13 protein-coding genes are annotated in these 16,216 nt (G+C 33.2%); 3 read left to right on the forward strand and 10 right to left on the reverse strand.

The window, feature by feature from the left end; translation table 11 throughout:
- Positions 1–18 precede the first annotated feature (18 nt).
- Genes FC091_RS07255 through miaA form a run of 3 tightly spaced genes read left to right on the forward strand, consistent with a single transcriptional unit; the run spans position 19 to position 3,193 of the window.
- Positions 19–1,380, forward strand: coding sequence for an exonuclease domain-containing protein (locus tag FC091_RS07255; RefSeq protein WP_138433612.1), 1,362 nt, complete (start codon positions 19–21; stop codon positions 1,378–1,380).
- Between the two features lie 30 nt (positions 1,381–1,410).
- Positions 1,411–2,298 (forward strand): ion transporter, encoded by an 888-nt coding sequence (locus tag FC091_RS07260; RefSeq protein WP_138433613.1) that lies wholly within the window; start codon positions 1,411–1,413, stop codon positions 2,296–2,298.
- Positions 2,291–3,193, forward strand: a complete 903-nt coding sequence (miaA, locus tag FC091_RS07265) for a tRNA (adenosine(37)-N6)-dimethylallyltransferase MiaA (RefSeq protein WP_138433614.1) — start codon at positions 2,291–2,293, stop codon at positions 3,191–3,193. Before FC091_RS07260 ends, miaA begins: the two co-directional genes overlap by 8 nt.
- A 37-nt stretch (positions 3,194–3,230) precedes the next feature.
- Here miaA and FC091_RS07270 read toward each other — a convergent pair whose 3' ends face one another.
- From FC091_RS07270 to recN, 10 genes are all read right to left on the reverse strand, one after another.
- The gene (locus FC091_RS07270; RefSeq protein WP_138433615.1) at positions 3,231–3,944 is read right to left on the reverse strand and encodes a response regulator transcription factor; all 714 of its coding nucleotides are present in this window, start codon (positions 3,942–3,944) and stop codon (positions 3,231–3,233) included.
- A 9-nt stretch (positions 3,945–3,953) separates the two neighbouring features.
- Positions 3,954–5,522, reverse strand: coding sequence for a sensor histidine kinase (locus FC091_RS07275; protein WP_171032485.1), 1,569 nt, complete (start codon positions 5,520–5,522; stop codon positions 3,954–3,956).
- 66 nt (positions 5,523–5,588) lie between these two features.
- Positions 5,589–6,182, reverse strand: coding sequence for a dephospho-CoA kinase (gene coaE, locus FC091_RS07280; RefSeq protein WP_138433616.1), 594 nt, complete (start codon positions 6,180–6,182; stop codon positions 5,589–5,591).
- 1 nt (position 6,183) lies between these two features.
- Positions 6,184–7,140: a YbbR-like domain-containing protein gene (locus tag FC091_RS07285; protein WP_138433617.1), complete on the reverse strand. Its 957-nt coding sequence runs from the start codon at positions 7,138–7,140 to the stop codon at positions 6,184–6,186.
- Between the two features lie 4 nt (positions 7,141–7,144).
- The gene (locus tag FC091_RS07290; protein ID WP_138433618.1) at positions 7,145–8,149 is read right to left on the reverse strand and encodes a glycosyltransferase; all 1,005 of its coding nucleotides are present in this window, start codon (positions 8,147–8,149) and stop codon (positions 7,145–7,147) included.
- A 76-nt stretch (positions 8,150–8,225) separates the two neighbouring features.
- Positions 8,226–11,177 carry a T9SS type A sorting domain-containing protein gene (locus FC091_RS07295; protein WP_138433619.1) on the reverse strand — a complete coding sequence of 984 codons (2,952 nt, stop codon included), beginning with the start codon at positions 11,175–11,177 and terminating at the stop codon, positions 8,226–8,228.
- A 167-nt stretch (positions 11,178–11,344) separates the two neighbouring features.
- Complete coding sequence (locus FC091_RS07300) at positions 11,345–13,048, reverse strand: FG-GAP-like repeat-containing protein (protein ID WP_138433620.1); 1,704 nt, start codon at positions 13,046–13,048, stop codon at positions 11,345–11,347.
- Between the two features lie 135 nt (positions 13,049–13,183).
- Positions 13,184–13,996, reverse strand: a complete 813-nt coding sequence (locus FC091_RS07305; protein ID WP_138433621.1) for an enoyl-ACP reductase FabI — start codon at positions 13,994–13,996, stop codon at positions 13,184–13,186.
- 17 nt (positions 13,997–14,013) lie between these two features.
- The gene (locus FC091_RS07310) at positions 14,014–14,526 is read right to left on the reverse strand and encodes a tetratricopeptide repeat protein (protein ID WP_138433622.1); all 513 of its coding nucleotides are present in this window, start codon (positions 14,524–14,526) and stop codon (positions 14,014–14,016) included.
- A 35-nt stretch (positions 14,527–14,561) separates the two neighbouring features.
- Positions 14,562–16,214: a DNA repair protein RecN gene (recN, locus tag FC091_RS07315; RefSeq protein ID WP_138433623.1), complete on the reverse strand. Its 1,653-nt coding sequence runs from the start codon at positions 16,212–16,214 to the stop codon at positions 14,562–14,564.
- Positions 16,215–16,216 lie beyond the last annotated feature (2 nt).

The raw sequence follows: 16,216 nt of genomic DNA on the forward strand, positions 1-16,216 counted from the left end.
TAAAATATACAATACCCTATTTACGCAATACTAGACATAGAAACCACAGGTGGTAAGTACAATGAAGAAGGTATAACTGAGATTGCTATTTACCGTTTTGATGGTCATAAAGTAACCGATCAGTTCATTTCTCTTGTAAATCCTGAGCGTGAAATTCAACCTTTTGTGGTTAATCTTACTGGTATTAATTCTAACATGCTCAAAAATGCGCCTAAATTCTATGAGGTAGCAAAACGTATTGTTGAAATTACAGAAGATTGTATTATTGTAGCTCACAATTCAGATTTTGATTATCGCATTCTAAAAACTGAGTTCAGACGCTTAGGTTTTCCCTTTAAGCGAAAGACATTATGCACAGTAGAATTGTCTCAACAGCTTATTCCAAATATGGAATCTTATAGCTTGGGTAAATTAACCAGAGCTTTAGGAATTCCTGTAAGTGACAGACATAGAGCTAATGGTGATGCGTTAGCAACTGTAAAATTGTTTAAAATGTTGCTTAGTAAAGACTCTGATAAAAAGATTATTAAGCAAGCTGTAAAAGTTGAACAAAAATCTAAGTTAGCACCAAACCTAAAAGAGATTATCGAAGCGTTACCGAGTGAAACAGGTGTTTACTACATTCATGATGCCAATGGTGATATTATTTACATTGGAAAGAGTAATAACATAAGAAAACGTATAACACAGCACTTTACCAACAAAAACTCAAAATCTAAAAAAATTCAGGTCAAAGTTGCTGCAGTAACCTATGAAAAAACCGGTAGCGAACTAGTTGCACTTTTAAAAGAAAGTGAAGAAATAAAAGCCAATAAACCTATTTTAAACAGAGCGTTAAAGCGAAATCAATTTACGCAAGGGCTTTATAGTTTTACTGATGATAAGGGTTATGTAAATCTTCGAATCAGTTCAATCAAAAAAGATGAAAAGCCAATTACCACTTTTACCAATAGAAAAAGTGGAATTTCATTTATAAATAAAATGGTTGAAACTTATGAACTATGCACTAAGCTTTGTGGCTTAGAAAAAACAGAATCGAGTTGCTTTAACTATGGTATTGAGGAATGTTTTGGTGCTTGTATACAAAACGAACTGCCAGAAGTATACAATAAACGAGCAAATGCAGTTATAGAAAAAAATACTTATGACAATAAGGATATGATTCTCATTGACAGAGGAAGATATATTGATGAAAAAAGCGTCATCTTAATAGAAGATGGTGTGTTTAAAGGTCTTGGTTTTTTTGATTTAAACCATCAAATTAATAATCGAGAAATTTTAGAATCTCTCATAACCCCAATGCAAAACGATAGAGATACTCAGCATATCATACAAAGCTATATGCGAAGAAATAAACGTCTCAAAGTTGTGCAATTGTAAGAGTAAGGTTACTTTTTGTATTTTTAAAACGTGGAATCAGAAAACAAACATAATTGGAGAACAAAACTGCATGAAATAATTTATGAAGCAGATACTCCTGCAGGAAAATTATTTGATGTCATATTGCTTATAGCTATACTTGCAAGTATAATTTTAGTAATGCTAGAAAGTGTAAGCAGTATAGATGCCAAATACCATACTCTTTTAAATGTTGGCGAGTGGATAATTACAATACTTTTCACCATAGAATACATCACAAGAATTATAACGGTAAATAAGCCTCTAAAATATATTACCAGTTTTTATGGCATTATAGATTTACTCTCAACCATACCAAAATATCTATCATTTTTCTTTGTTGGATCTCAAGCACTGGTTACTTTACGTGCATTACGTCTATTACGAGTTTTCAGAATATTGAAGCTAGCTCGCTACTTAGGCGCTTCAAATCAGCTCAAAGAATCGATTATTGCGAGCAGAGTAAAAATTTTAGTGTTTCTATTTGCAGTATTGGTGTCTTCCGTAATTTTTGGTACAATAATGTACCTTGTAGAAGGTGAGGAAAATGGTTTTACTAATATCCCCAAAAGTGTCTATTGGTGTATTGTTACTCTAACTACAGTGGGTTTTGGCGATATCGCTCCACAAACAGCTCTAGGCCAGTTTATAACAACAATTATAATGATTTTGGGTTATGGTATCATTGCAGTGCCAACAGGAATAGTTTCTGCTGAATATGCAAGAAGTGTAAATAAAGCCGCTAAAAATAATGGCGAAAAAACGCTCAACAGTCCTGAACCAACCCATCAACCTGTGGTAGATACTAATTCGCAATGTTGTATAAACTGTTTGGCAGAGAAGCATCAAGATGGTGCTTTATATTGCCATAAATGTGGATGCAAACTTCATCATGACTAAAATCATTATTTCTATAGTTGGCCCTACTGCCATTGGCAAAACTGCTTTAAGTATAAAATTAGCTCAGCATTTTAATACAGAAATTATATCAGCCGATTCTCGTCAGTTTTTTAAAGAAATGACTGTTGGGACTGCTGTACCTTCTACTGAGGAGTTAAATGCGGCAAAACATCATTTTATTCAACATATATCAATAAAAGAAAATTACAGTGTTGGGGATTTTGAACGTGATGCTATCTCAAAAATTGAATCCATTCATAAAAATAATGATATAGCGATAATGGTTGGTGGCTCTGGTCTTTATGTAAAAGCTGTAACTAAGGGACTTGACCATTTTCCTGATATAGAAGAACATATTCGATTAGAATTAAATGAACGTTTAGAGCTTGAAGGCTTAAAAACATTACAGAACCAATTAAAAGAATTAGACCCAAAAGCATACGATACTATTGCTATTGATAATCCGCAACGATTAATAAGAGCTTTAGAAATTTGCATAGGTTCTGGGAAAGCTTATTCTTCATTTTTAACAAATCCGGACAAGGCAAGACCTTTTAAAGTTATTAGCATTGGCCTAAATGCTGAACGTTCTACTATTTACAACAGAATTAACCAGCGTGTGGATATAATGGTAAATGAAGGATTAGTTGTAGAGGCAAAACAGCTAATACCATATAAACACCTCAATGCTCTAAATACAGTAGGCTACAAGGAATTATTTAAATATTTTGAAGGCGAATGGACTCTTGATTTTGCTATTTCAGAAATAAAGAAAAAGACTAGGCGCTTTGCCAAACGCCAACTAACATGGTTTAGAAAAGATGATACTATTAAATGGTTTGATTATACCACAAACACAGATGATATAACCAATTATATAGAAAAAAGATTATAAAAAAATCCGATGCAAATGCATCGGATTTCTGTTTCTATTAATTTTCTTTATCATTCACTACTAGTCTAAAGCCTTCACCATGAATGTTGAGGATTTCAACTTTAGGATCAGGTTTTAAATACTTACGCAACTTAGCAATATATACATCCATACTACGAGATGTAAAGTAATTATCATCTCTCCAAATTTTTGTCAATGCTAGTTCTCTTGGCATTAAATCATTTTCGTGCAATGCCAATAAGCGCAATAATTCGTTTTCTTTTGGTGATAATTTTGTTGGTTCACCACCATCAAACTTTAAGAAACGAAGCTTAGAATTAAGATCAAAACGACCAATTTTAAATTCAAACTGCTTACTATCTGCAACAGAATCAGTTGCCTTACGCTGCATTATTGCTTTAATTTTCATTAATAGCACTTCGCTATCAAAAGGCTTATTAAGATAGTCGTCTGCACCAACCTTGTAACCTTTAAGCACATCGTCTTTCATTGCCTTAGCGGTTAGGAATATAATTGGCACATCTGTGTTTTTTTCGCGTATTTCTTTTGCTAGTGTAAATCCATCCTTGTAAGGCATCATTACATCCAAGATACAAAGATCGTAATCGTCTTTTTTGAACTTTTCAAAACCTTCCATTCCATTTTTGGCATGGACAACGTCATAATCGTTCATCATTAAATAATCTTTTAAAACAGTTCCAAAATTTGGATCGTCTTCTACCAAAAGAATTTTCTTGTTTTGTTCTTCCATGATTCGTTTTTATGATATTAATGGTAGTTTTATTATAAAAGTACTACCCTTTCCTTTTTCACTTTCTACTGATATATGACCTTGATGGTCATCTACTATTCGTTTTACATAGGCTAATCCCAACCCATGCCCTTTAACATTATGTACATTTCCTGTGTGCTCTCTGTAAAATTTTTCAAACACACGCTTGGCCACTTGCTTAGACATTCCGTTACCTTGATCGGTAATTTTTAGAATAACGTTATTACCAGCGTTTTCTGTAAAAACGTCTATTTTTGGCTCATCATCTGAATACTTAACAGCATTATCTAGAATATTAACTATAACATTTGTAAAGTGCGACTCATTTGCTAAAACCGAGGTTTTATCTGCATTAAGATGTGCTTTTACATATCCTTTTCTGTCTTCTACAATCAACTCAATGTGTGTTATCGCATCTTCAACTAAGTCGTGTAACTCTAATCGTTCCTTACTTATGTTAAGTTCGTTCTTTTCTAGTTTAGATATACGCAATACATTTTCTACTTGTGCATGCATACGTTTATTTTCGTCCTTTATCATTCCTAAATAACGCTTCACTTTATCTTGATCAGCAATAATTTTTGGATTTTTTATAGCATCTAAAGCTAAATTTATTGTGGCTATTGGTGTTTTAAACTCATGCGTCATGTTGTTGATAAAATCTGTTTTTATCTGTGATATCTGACGTTGTCTTATTAATTGATAAATGGCACTAGAATAGGCAATAATTATAACACCTGTAAATACTATGGATAACACAATCATTTTAAGTATTGTAGATATTAAAAACTTTTTTCTTTCTGGGAAATCTACATAAAGCCTATAACTACTTTCATTATTAGTATCTAAGAACACCGGAACTCCTAAAAAGGCATTACTTTTTTCAAAGTTTCTGGTCTGTACTTTGGTTGCTAAATCATCATCATAAATAGCAAATTCAAAATTTATATCTATTCCTTCATCTTTAAGATGTCTCTTCAGTAAAGTCTCTACCTGCAATGCACTGACACGCTTATATATAGGCACTTCGCGCAATTGTGTTTTAAAAGAATCTTCATAAGCTTTTTTATCTATGTCTGAAAGATTAGAAAATTCCACTAAGGTTTTGGTAGGTTTAATTCCTAAATTACCATCTAATCGCGATCTCTCAAAGTACTCTGTTGTACGCTCACTAGTAAAATTACTGATATCTATACTGTCTGTATCAATTTCAAAGAACAAAGAAGGCACCTTAAAACGCTCTTCTAAAATAGTATTACGATGGATAATGGTTTGATCATTAACATCATCTTCAGTCGTAATATATAATTGTCTTATTATGGTGGAATCTGGCTTTTTATTATTTTCTATATACGGTTGTATATTGGCATAATACTTCCTAATCTCGTAATCTTGAATGTCTCTAGATACAAAGCTTAAAGCTCTAGTAACACTTCTTGTAAAATTCTTTTCTTCATTCTCTAAACTATTATTTATAAAGAATGATTGTACAAAGATTATACCTATGAGCGATAGGCTCATTAAAACCACCAATAAGATGAATAGTTTTTTACTCATCAGCCAAATTTAACATTTTAACATTTAGCACAAATTATGTTTAACCTTACATTAACAATCAGAAGATTATTGCTGTTTAGTTTTTTGAAGTAATGCTTGGTGTATATCCTGTGCTTGTTTCTGTGCCTCTTCCAAATTATTATTTTTAATAACAAAATGAGATTTTTTAACCTTCTCTTCATCAGAGAGTTGATTACGAATGATAGATTCTATCTTCTCTTTTGAAGTGTTATCGCGTTGCATAACGCGTTCTATTCTTAAATTTTCATCAGCTATAACTGTAATAATATAATCGTATTGGTATTCTAGGTTATTTTCAAAAATTATGGCAGCTTCCTTAATAATGTAAGGTGTGTCTTGTTTTTTTAGCCAGCGTTTAAAATGTGAAGCTACTTTTGGGTGTACAACAGCATTCATTTGAGATAGCAAGGTTTTGTCACTAAAAATCTTAGATGCTAAAAATTCTCTATTTAAAATACCATTTTTATATGCATTCTCACCAAAAAGCGCTGTAAGCTTTCGTTTTATAACTTTAGACCTGTTCATTAGAGCTTTAGCTTCTTTATCTGCAATATACACAGGTACCCCTTGAGATTGAAACCATTTAGCTATGGTTGTTTTACCACTTCCTATTCCACCTGTTAAACCAACTACAATCATATTATAATCTTATAAAATCTATACGCTTCTGCTTAACATTTATACGCTTTACAAACTCTGGGAGTTTAGTAACCCTAGGTGTAAAATAAGTTTGGCCTTCGTTTACTTCATTATAATCACATTCAACAAGAAAATCAGAAGCTTTAATTTGATTAAAACTTTCTAAATCTACATAATAGGAAAGCGTAACCGTTTTAGGAAAGTAATTAATAAGAACATCTTTTGGTTTATTAATTATTGTCAGTGGCACCTCCATTTTACCTTCCGTGAAACGTTTCACTTCTGCTTTTACATTTATACTTTTAGGAAAAATTTCGACACCATTTATTTCAGACATAGTAACACTGGCATTAATATCGTTACTAACATTCTTTAGTTTCAAATCATTTGTCAATACCGAGCTGATATTTGCTATTTTCTCGTAAGGACCAACAATTTTAACGCTATCTATACTTAAATCAAAGTTACCTTTTATATCGAAGCCAGTGGTATAATTAATATTCGCTTTTAATTCTATTGGCACAAATTTAGATGCTCTTTTAGAATATGGTATATGCAGCACTTCTGGTTTTAAAGAACGAACTTTGTAAGAAGACCCTAGCTGCTTTTCTATAAGAAAACTGTTTTCTTGTACCTCGAAAACAAACTCCTTTTCACTTACGGTTATGTCTTCATTGGCATTCAGGGTTATTGTTTTAGAGTTATTAAAGATATAAGGTACTAATGAAAAACCCTTTGCTTCTACAATAGCATCAATGGTGATAGATGTATCTTTATCAATAATTATTTCTTCTGCTAGGTTGCTAAACTGTATTTTAAGCTTTATTGTTTGGTTATAATCATTAGAAAGTTTTGAAAAAATCAAAAAGATAAATGCTATGCCAAAAAAGATACTGAAACGATTGATATTTCGCTTTTTAATAAAATCTAATATGCTCAATCTTTTTTTTGAACTCATTTTATCATCTAAAGAATAACTGAGGAAAAGCGTTTTCTGGCTGCTTACCCAAAATTACAATATTGAATGTAGACCTAATAAACCCGTAACCATAGCCAAAAAACTGAACTAAAATAGCTACTAAAGACAAAATAGCTACAATCAAACTTCTACTATTAATTAGCGCTAAGATAAAAGCCATAACAAAATAAAAACCATAAAAATATAAAGGTAGTAACATATTAAACATACCAAGACCTACTGCAATTATAAAACCTAAAGTAAACATAGCAGGAAACCAATATATTAAACTTTTAGACTTTGGGTGCCATTGATTAAGTATTGGACGCACCATTCCAAACTTATTTACTTGCTTGTAAAATTTAGACCACGATATTCGACGTTTATGGTATACAAAAGCATTTTCAATTAAAGTTGTTTTAAAACCTAATTTTAATAGCCTTAAAGATAAATCCGGATCTTCACCAGGATGTATTTTACCAAAGCCACCTGTCTCTAAAAAAGCTTTTTTGGACAAGCCCATATTAAAACTTCTTGGCTGAAAATCTTTAACTTGTTTCTTCCCTCCCCTAATACCACCAGTTGTAATAAAAGAGGTCATAGCAAAATTGATAGCCTTTTGAAGATTTGAAAATGATGGATGTGCTGCATCTGGCCCACCAAAACAATCATAATATGTATTAGAAAGGAACTTTTTTACCTCAATCAAATAATTTGATGGTAAGATAACATCTGAGTCTAATATTATAAAGTAATTTCCTTTAGCATGCCTCATACCAAAATTTCTAGAATCACCTGGGCCGGAGTTTTCCTTATAGAAATAGGATATACTTAAATGAGCACTAAAGCTCTTAATAATATCCTCAGACGTAATAGAAGAACCATCTTCAACTATAACTATTTCGTAGTTATAATCACCTTCTAAATGTTTAAAACTCTCTAAGAGTTCTTTAATTTCTTCAGGTCTGTTATAAACGGGAATTATAAAAGAAAAATACAGCTTCTCCATAGCTACAAAAGTAACTAAAGAAAACACAAAAGCCACCTTTAATAGGTGGCTTTTGATAATTTATGTTAATCTAAAATTACTGCTTAATTACTTTTATAGTTTTAGTAACATCCGCGATAGTTACTTTAACAAAGTAAGCACCATCTTGTAAGTTAGACATATCTAATTCACTATTAACAGCATTTGGTGTAGCTCTTAATACTTCTTGACCTAGCATATTATACATTGCAACATTCTCAATAGTATTTTGAGCATTTAATGTTAATGTATTTTTTACTGGGTTAGGATAGTAAGTAAAAGCAGCTTCATCTTCAAAGCTAGCTGTAGAAAGGGTTTGCTCTACACTTATATCTAATTGGAATTCACCTGTGCTAGTTGAATGACCATCGACATAAATGAAGTAATCAACAGTTCCACCGCCAGTTGCTGAACTTTCCCAACAGAATGTAGATAATGCAGCGTTAGCTCCACCGTCATCATCACCACCAACACAAACAAGAGCACCACAAGAACCTTCAAATACTTGTATTTCAGTGTCAAATGGTACTGGACTATTATCTGTAGTAGCAGTTACAACCTCACCTTCGGAAGTTGTAATAACATACCATATACCAGCACCAAAATTCATTGTACCTGTACCACCTGCACAACCTGTTTCAGCACTTCCACCACCACCATTACAAGCCGTTAAAGCTTCAACATTGGTAGCAGCAACAGTTGAACCAGTAACTGAACTCCCATCAGAAACCGCTATAGCTCCAGCACAATCATTGTTTACAGGAGGACAAGCAGCTTGTGTCAGAGCAGAACTTGACTGTGTACAACTTGCATCATTATCATCTACAACAGTAATGACAACATCAGTTGCATTTACATAAGGCCCAAATGTTAAAGTCGTAACACCAGTAGCTGCTTGCGTAGGGCTACCTTGGTCATCACTTACTGTTAAGTCTGTTGCTGATCCCATATCTGTAATATCAACTTCGATATTAAAACCACCTGAAACATCACAATCGTTAACCACTGCATAATCAACTGTAGCATTTGTACAAGTATTTTCAGTAATATCTAGAGTGTAAGCTGTAGTTTGTGGTGCTGGCCAAGTAGATATTACAAAATAATATGTTGTGCCATTGGTAACCGCAATATCATCTAATGCAATATCGCCACCAGCAAATCCATTCACACCACCATCCGCACAAGCTGTACCAATATCAGAACAATCTGTGTACATAAAAATACCTGTATATGTACCTACACCAGATAATAAAACATTTATTGAACCATCAGACGCAGCCGTGTAAGAATAAACAACGTCATTACCGCCTAAGTAACCTGAAGTACTTCCACAACCAGAAGCCCCTGGAGAACCATCATATACGTCACTAAAATTAGCTGTATCATTTGTATCACTGTACGGTAATGCACCTACTATAAATGGATTAGTACAATCATCTCCTGGCGGTGGATTACCTGTTGAAAAACTCCACTCAGAACAAGGTCCTGCAGCAGGTGCAACTCCATTGTAAGGTAAAACAGACCAATAATATGTGGTGTTAAATCCTACACCAGTAACATCAACATTTGTATCTGTTGACCCTAATAACCCTAAAGATGTTAAGGCTCCTGATGTTTCCCCAAAGAAAACTTCATAATCGGTAGGAGCTGGGCCAGAAGAAGGAGCTGTCCAACTTAGGTTTACAGTACCTCCTGCAACATCTGTTGCCATGTCTACTGGAGAAATTGGTGCTTCTGCACAGTTTGGTGCCGCTGGAGGTGTAAATTCTTGAATACAAAAATCATCTGTAGTTAATGTTTGAAAGCTATCTTTCCAAATTGCCATTCTGTAGTTAGTAGAAGGCATTAAAACTAAATCAACACTAGCTGGCATTGCTGCACAAACAATCTCAGTTCCTCCACATGAGTCTAAGATGACATACTCATTATTAGAACCAGAATTTGAAATAGTTACACCACCAGATGCTGTAGTTGTAAATTCATACCAAAAACCTCTATTATCACCTGTTGCATCACAAGAACCAGTACCGCCAATATTTGGTGCTGTAGAAAAATCAATAGTAAATGGAGTGGCAGTACTGCAATCAGCCTCAACTGTAGCCGAAATTGGAGTGGTACATGATTCCCCAAGATTCGGTTGAGTCCATTGTACAGTTATATAACCACTATCTCCTGCTCCACCACCACAATTTGATTGAACATATATATCATATGTTTCACCTGGAGTTAATCCCATTAGTGTTAAAGAAGGAGTTGTCATTACTGTACCAGAAGTGCCACCTCCACCTTGAGCATAAGGCGAAACACCATATTCATAAGTCCATTCTGATTCAGAACCACCAACCATCCAAGTAATATCTACATCTGTAGTACTGGTAGTTGTGGCCATAAGAGAAGCTGGTTCTGGGCATGAAGGTGGAGTTGCAGAAGTTATTGTCGGTGATTGAAAACAAAAGCCATAATTCCAATCATCACCAGCAGGATCATCATCATATGATATACGATATCTAAAACCAGAAAGCTGAGTTGCTGTAAACGACGCAATATTCAATATATCTGTTGTCCAATTTTCAAAGGTTGCCCCACAATAAGGACCTCCAAATGGTGCACCCGTTGTAGTCGTAGTATTTGCTGGTCCCCAATCTACCCATATCATTGCATCAGCATCCCAATATTGGAATTTAAGTTCATCATTAGCTAAATAACGATACACCAAGTCAGTAGAAACTGTTATCCAAGTCTCACCAGCCCCAGAAGCAGCCGTAAGGTCAATAACTGGCGAGGTTGCTGTAATATTGTCCTCGTTCCCATTTCCTGTTGCATCATCATCAAAAGAAAAGTTCGTTGATGCTATCGTTGGATCTTCTAATAAACCTGAGGAACCATAAGTTCCCCCTAATGTCCAAGCTGCGTTGGGCCAACCAGCATTTTGGTTTAACGTTTGTGCAGAACCAATAAACGTTCCAGCCAAAAACATTATAAGAAAACAATTAAATGTAATTTTTTTCATATTAACATGAATTTTAAGTTAGTAATATGTTAAAAATATGTCAATATTTTACAATACTCCTTATCATTATTTACTAATCGATAAAAAACAGAAAACATCGCCGAAATACAGATGGTGTTTTAACATGTTACTATAAATGAAAATCAATTGATAAATGGCAAAAATTATTACTTCTTAATCAATTTAATGGTTTGAAAATTATTATTTGAGAATTGAACTTTGCAGATGAAAATACCTGAATTTAATATTGAAGCATTGATAACAACACCCTTTTTCTTTGCCTGTTTCTCTAGAACCAAACTCCCTAGAACATCATAAATATTTATTTCGCTTATTATTTGATTAGAATTTAGCTTAATAATGTTAATTATTGGATTATTGTACCACAATCTTGGTTCAGTTTCATAATCTGTGAGTGATAATGTGGAACCTTCAACAATATCTAAAGTCTGATTGACTGGTACGTCATATAAAATGTCCTTTAAACCACTAAGCCATTTTACCTTAACATAATCAACTATGGTATGATGTTCAGTTCCAAAGAATTCAGTTCCTGAGTTTTGAGATAAGTATCCCTCACCACAATGTGTGTATCTGTATTGTTGTTCACCATTTATGGAAATTTCTATATATGAACCTATACCTTGTCTATTGCTTACTGTTCCTTCAAGCTTTACTTTTAACCAATTATTAATATCTTGTGTATTATTTTTCCAAAGAAAAATATTGCTGTGATTTATATTATTTACGACAATCTCAGGATAACCATCGTTATCTATATCACCAACTGCATTTCCATAACTATAGGCTAAATCATTTGGTATTGCGAAATTATTTAAGTTATAGGTTCCGTCGTTGTTGTTTTCATATAATGCTGAAGATAATTGAGTTGTTACGCTTCCATTATTTTCACCACTGATATAAAGGTCTAAATCTTTATCATTATCCGCATCTAAAAATACTGCACCCCAACCTGTACTATTAAAGGTTACATTATATGATTGAGCCATATCTGTAAAAGTGCCATCACTGTTGTTTATGAAGAGGACACTATCACTAGGATCGTTAGTAATATACATATCTGGCCACCCATCTTGGTTTACATCCCCAACCGTAACAGTCATAGGATCAATGCTTATATCTGTTCCTGTTTCTTCTGCTACTTCAGCAAACGTACCATCGCCATTATTTCTATACATTAAGTTTCTGTTTGAATACTTATCATTAGACACGTATATGTCTTGGTCACCATCATTATCGTAATCCAAAAAAGCTGAACAAAACGACATATAACCTATATTAACCAAACCAACTTCTGAATTTACCAAAGTAAATGTATTGTTGCCATTATTCTTGTACAAAATACTTGGAATATAATTATCCCTTATACTCACAAAAACATCAAGATAGCCATCGTTATTATAATCTCCCCAAGAAGCACCATAATAAGGAAAAGCATCTGTCAACATTCCGGAGGTATAGGTAATATCTTGCATAATCATATTACCTAAATTTTCATAAAGCCGTATACCAGAATTGCTACTTGTTAAAAACAAGTCATTATCTCCATCATTATCAATATCAACCCAATTAATCTGTTTTGCACTTAAATCATCAGTAACTACATTTATATTATGAGTCACAAAGTTACCGTTGATATTTTTAAAGAAATAAATAGGTTCGCCATTAGAAGATGCAATAGTAACATCATCCCAACCATCATTATCGTAGTCATAAAAACTAATACCATTACCTAAGTAAGTGTATCCGCAACTTGCAGAAACACCAAGTTGTTGCGAACTTTCTGCAAAGGAAATCTGTGCTGAAGTAAAATTAAATGCTAATAAAGCCCAAATCCATATTCTTTTCATAATCTGCAAAACATATTCTATAGCTGAGAAATAAACCACCCATTACCAAAATATAATATTAACATCTATTTAACAAAAAAAGCGCAACTTTTTTAAAGTTACGCCTCAAGTGTTGAATTATATTTAAATTTAGAGCTATTCCGCTATGAATTTATCCATTACAGCATCACTTACTCCCATATTACTAAATCCACCATCATTATATAAATTCTGAAGTGTAACACGACGTGTTAAATCACTAAACAATGTTACCGTATAATTTGCACAGTCCATAGCGGTTGCATTACCTAACGGAGACATTTTTTCTGCATAAGAAATAAAACCATCAAAACCTTTAACACCACTGCCAGCAGTAGTAGGCGTTGGTGATTGTGAAATTGTATTAACACGTACTTTCTTATCTCTTCCAAAGAAATAACCGAAGCTGCGTGCGATACTTTCTAAATATGCTTTATTATCTGCCATATCATTATAATCTGGAAATACACGTTGTGCTGCCATGTAAGTTAAAGCAACAATACTTCCCCATTCGTTCATAGCATCTGCTTTGTAAAGCGTTTGCATAACTTTGTGGAAAGACATTGCAGATACATCTGTTCCTTTTTGAGTCCAATCATACTTTTGGTCCGTGTAATGTCTTCCTTTTCTAACATTGATGGACATACCTATAGAGTGCAAAACAAAATCAATTTTCCCTCCTAAAATTTCCATAGACTTCTCTACAAGGTTCTGTAAATCTTCTTCTGAAGTGGCATCTGCAGGAATAATTTGCGAGCCTGTTTTCTCAGCAAGAGCATTTATTTGTCCCATACGCATAGCTACTGGCGCATTAGTCAGTACGAATTCGCCTCCTTCTTCATGTACGCGCTCTGCTGTTTTCCATGCGATTGAATTTTCGTCAAGAGCTCCAAAAATGATTCCTTTTTTTCCTTTTAGTAAGTTGTACATAGTATTTTGTTAGTTTTTTATTTAAAAAGTGATTTTATTTTCTGTATGATATTCATTTTTCCCTTTACTCGGAACAGCGATGCATTTATTTCTTCAATGTAGCCACCTGCAGTTGAGTGAAATTTTGCCTTTTTAAAATAATCATATGCCATTAAAAGATTACCTGTCAGCTCATAAGACTTTGCCATTTGGTTATAAATAGTTCCCTTGTCTACAAATTTCTTTTCAAGAGCCTCTCTTCCAAAGCTTAACATATCCTCATAAGCATTTGTGTCTAGTAGAAAATAAGCATAATTACCATAAGGTGCATGATAATCTTTAGAATATTTTAAAGCTAGTTTATAATGTCTTTCTGCCTTAGAAAAATCAACCATTTTATAATGATAAATCCACCCTAAATGATTGTGCGCTTTAGAATAGTCTGGATCGTTTTCTAAAATCTCAAATAATAAGTCCTTTGCTTCTATGATTTTTTCTTGACTGATTAATTTATCAGCTTCATAGAACAAATTTTCCACATCGTTGTACATTATAACTCTTAATTTATAACCAAATATAATATTATTTAATTCAACAATTGCTTGGCATGAGCTAGAGCAGATTCTGTAATATCCATTCCGCTCAACATTTGAGCAATTTCTACAACGCGTTCGTCTTCACCCAATCTTTTTAATTGTGTTTCTGTTGTATTATCCTTATCAATTTTAAACACTTTGAAATGCGAATTACCCTTCGCTGCAATTTGAGGTAAATGCGTTATAGCAAACACTTGCATTCTGCCACTCATTTGCTTCATGATGTCTCCCATCTTATTTGAAATTTCACCTGAAACTCCAGTGTCTATTTCATCAAACATAATAGATGGTAATTGAATATATTCTGATAAAATTGATTTAATTGCCAACATTATCCTTGACAATTCACCTCCTGAAGCAGACTTCTTCAATTCATTATAACTTGAGCCTTTATTGGCCATAAACAAAAACTGCAGATTATCTTTTCCGTTATGTAAAAATCGTTCTGCATCTGTAAGTTCAATCTTAAATTTGGCATTTGGCATTCCCAAACCAGCAAGCAAACTTTCGAGCTTTTGTATTAAAATTGTTAATACTGATTCTCGTTTTTTAGAAATTTGCTCCGCTATTTTATTTAGTTCTTTTTGAAGATTGGAGATTTCGTCTTCCCTTGCCTTAATAGCATCATCCAATCCTTCTGTATCAGAGACCTTAGACTCTAATTCATTTTTTATAGAAATTAAATCTTCAATTTGAGATACAGCATGTTTTTGAAATAGGTTATTAAGAATTTGAAGTTGAGAATTTACACGCTCTAACTCTTGAGGGTCATTAGATAATGTGTCTTCTAAATCATCTAATTCCAACAACAAATCATTGAGTTCTATATGAACACTTGTTACGCGTTCTGCAATAGCTTCATAAACTTTACCAAAACCAGAAATTTTATTAAGCTCTTGTTTTACGGCATTTAGTTGATCAATAATTCCTTGATCTTCCAAACTTAAGATGCCTTTAGTATTAGCTAGCTTCTCGCCTATTATTTCAACATTATTAAGTTGCTCATACTGTGTTTCTAAATCTTCAAGATTAATAGATTCTAGATTAATTTCGTTCAACTCGTTCATCAAAAAGAGATTATAATCATACTCTTTTATTAGTTCTGCTTTTGAATCCATTAAAGTCTGTAAGGACTTTTGAAGACGTTTATAATCAGCTAGTTTTTTGGAATACGTTTCTAAGTTTTCTTTATTATCTGCCAAAGCGTCTATAACTTTAAACTGATAATCGTTATCTATTAATTTTTGTGTCTGATGTTGAGAATGAATATCTATAAGGTATGAACTCAACTCAGACAAACTATCTAAGGTTGTTGGTGTATCATTTATAAAGGCACGTGACTTGCCAGAAGGCAAAATTTCTCTTCTAATTATAGTTTGCACATCGTAATCTAAATCTAATTTTGAAAAAAGGGTCTTAAGATTATAATTAGCAATATCAAAGCTAGCTTCGATTATACATTTGTCATCTTTATCTTTTACTTGGCTTAAGTCTGCACGTTTACCCAAAACCAAAGACAAACCACCTAATAAAATAGATTTACCAGCTCCTGTTTCACCTGTAATAATGCTTAATCCATTATTAAACTGAACATTGAGTTCGTCTATTAAGGCGTAATTTTTTATGTAAAGTGAGGTTAGCAAAA

This window comes from Winogradskyella algicola, from assembly GCF_005869935.1.
Classification (GTDB): Bacteria; Bacteroidota; Bacteroidia; order Flavobacteriales; family Flavobacteriaceae; genus Winogradskyella; species Winogradskyella algicola.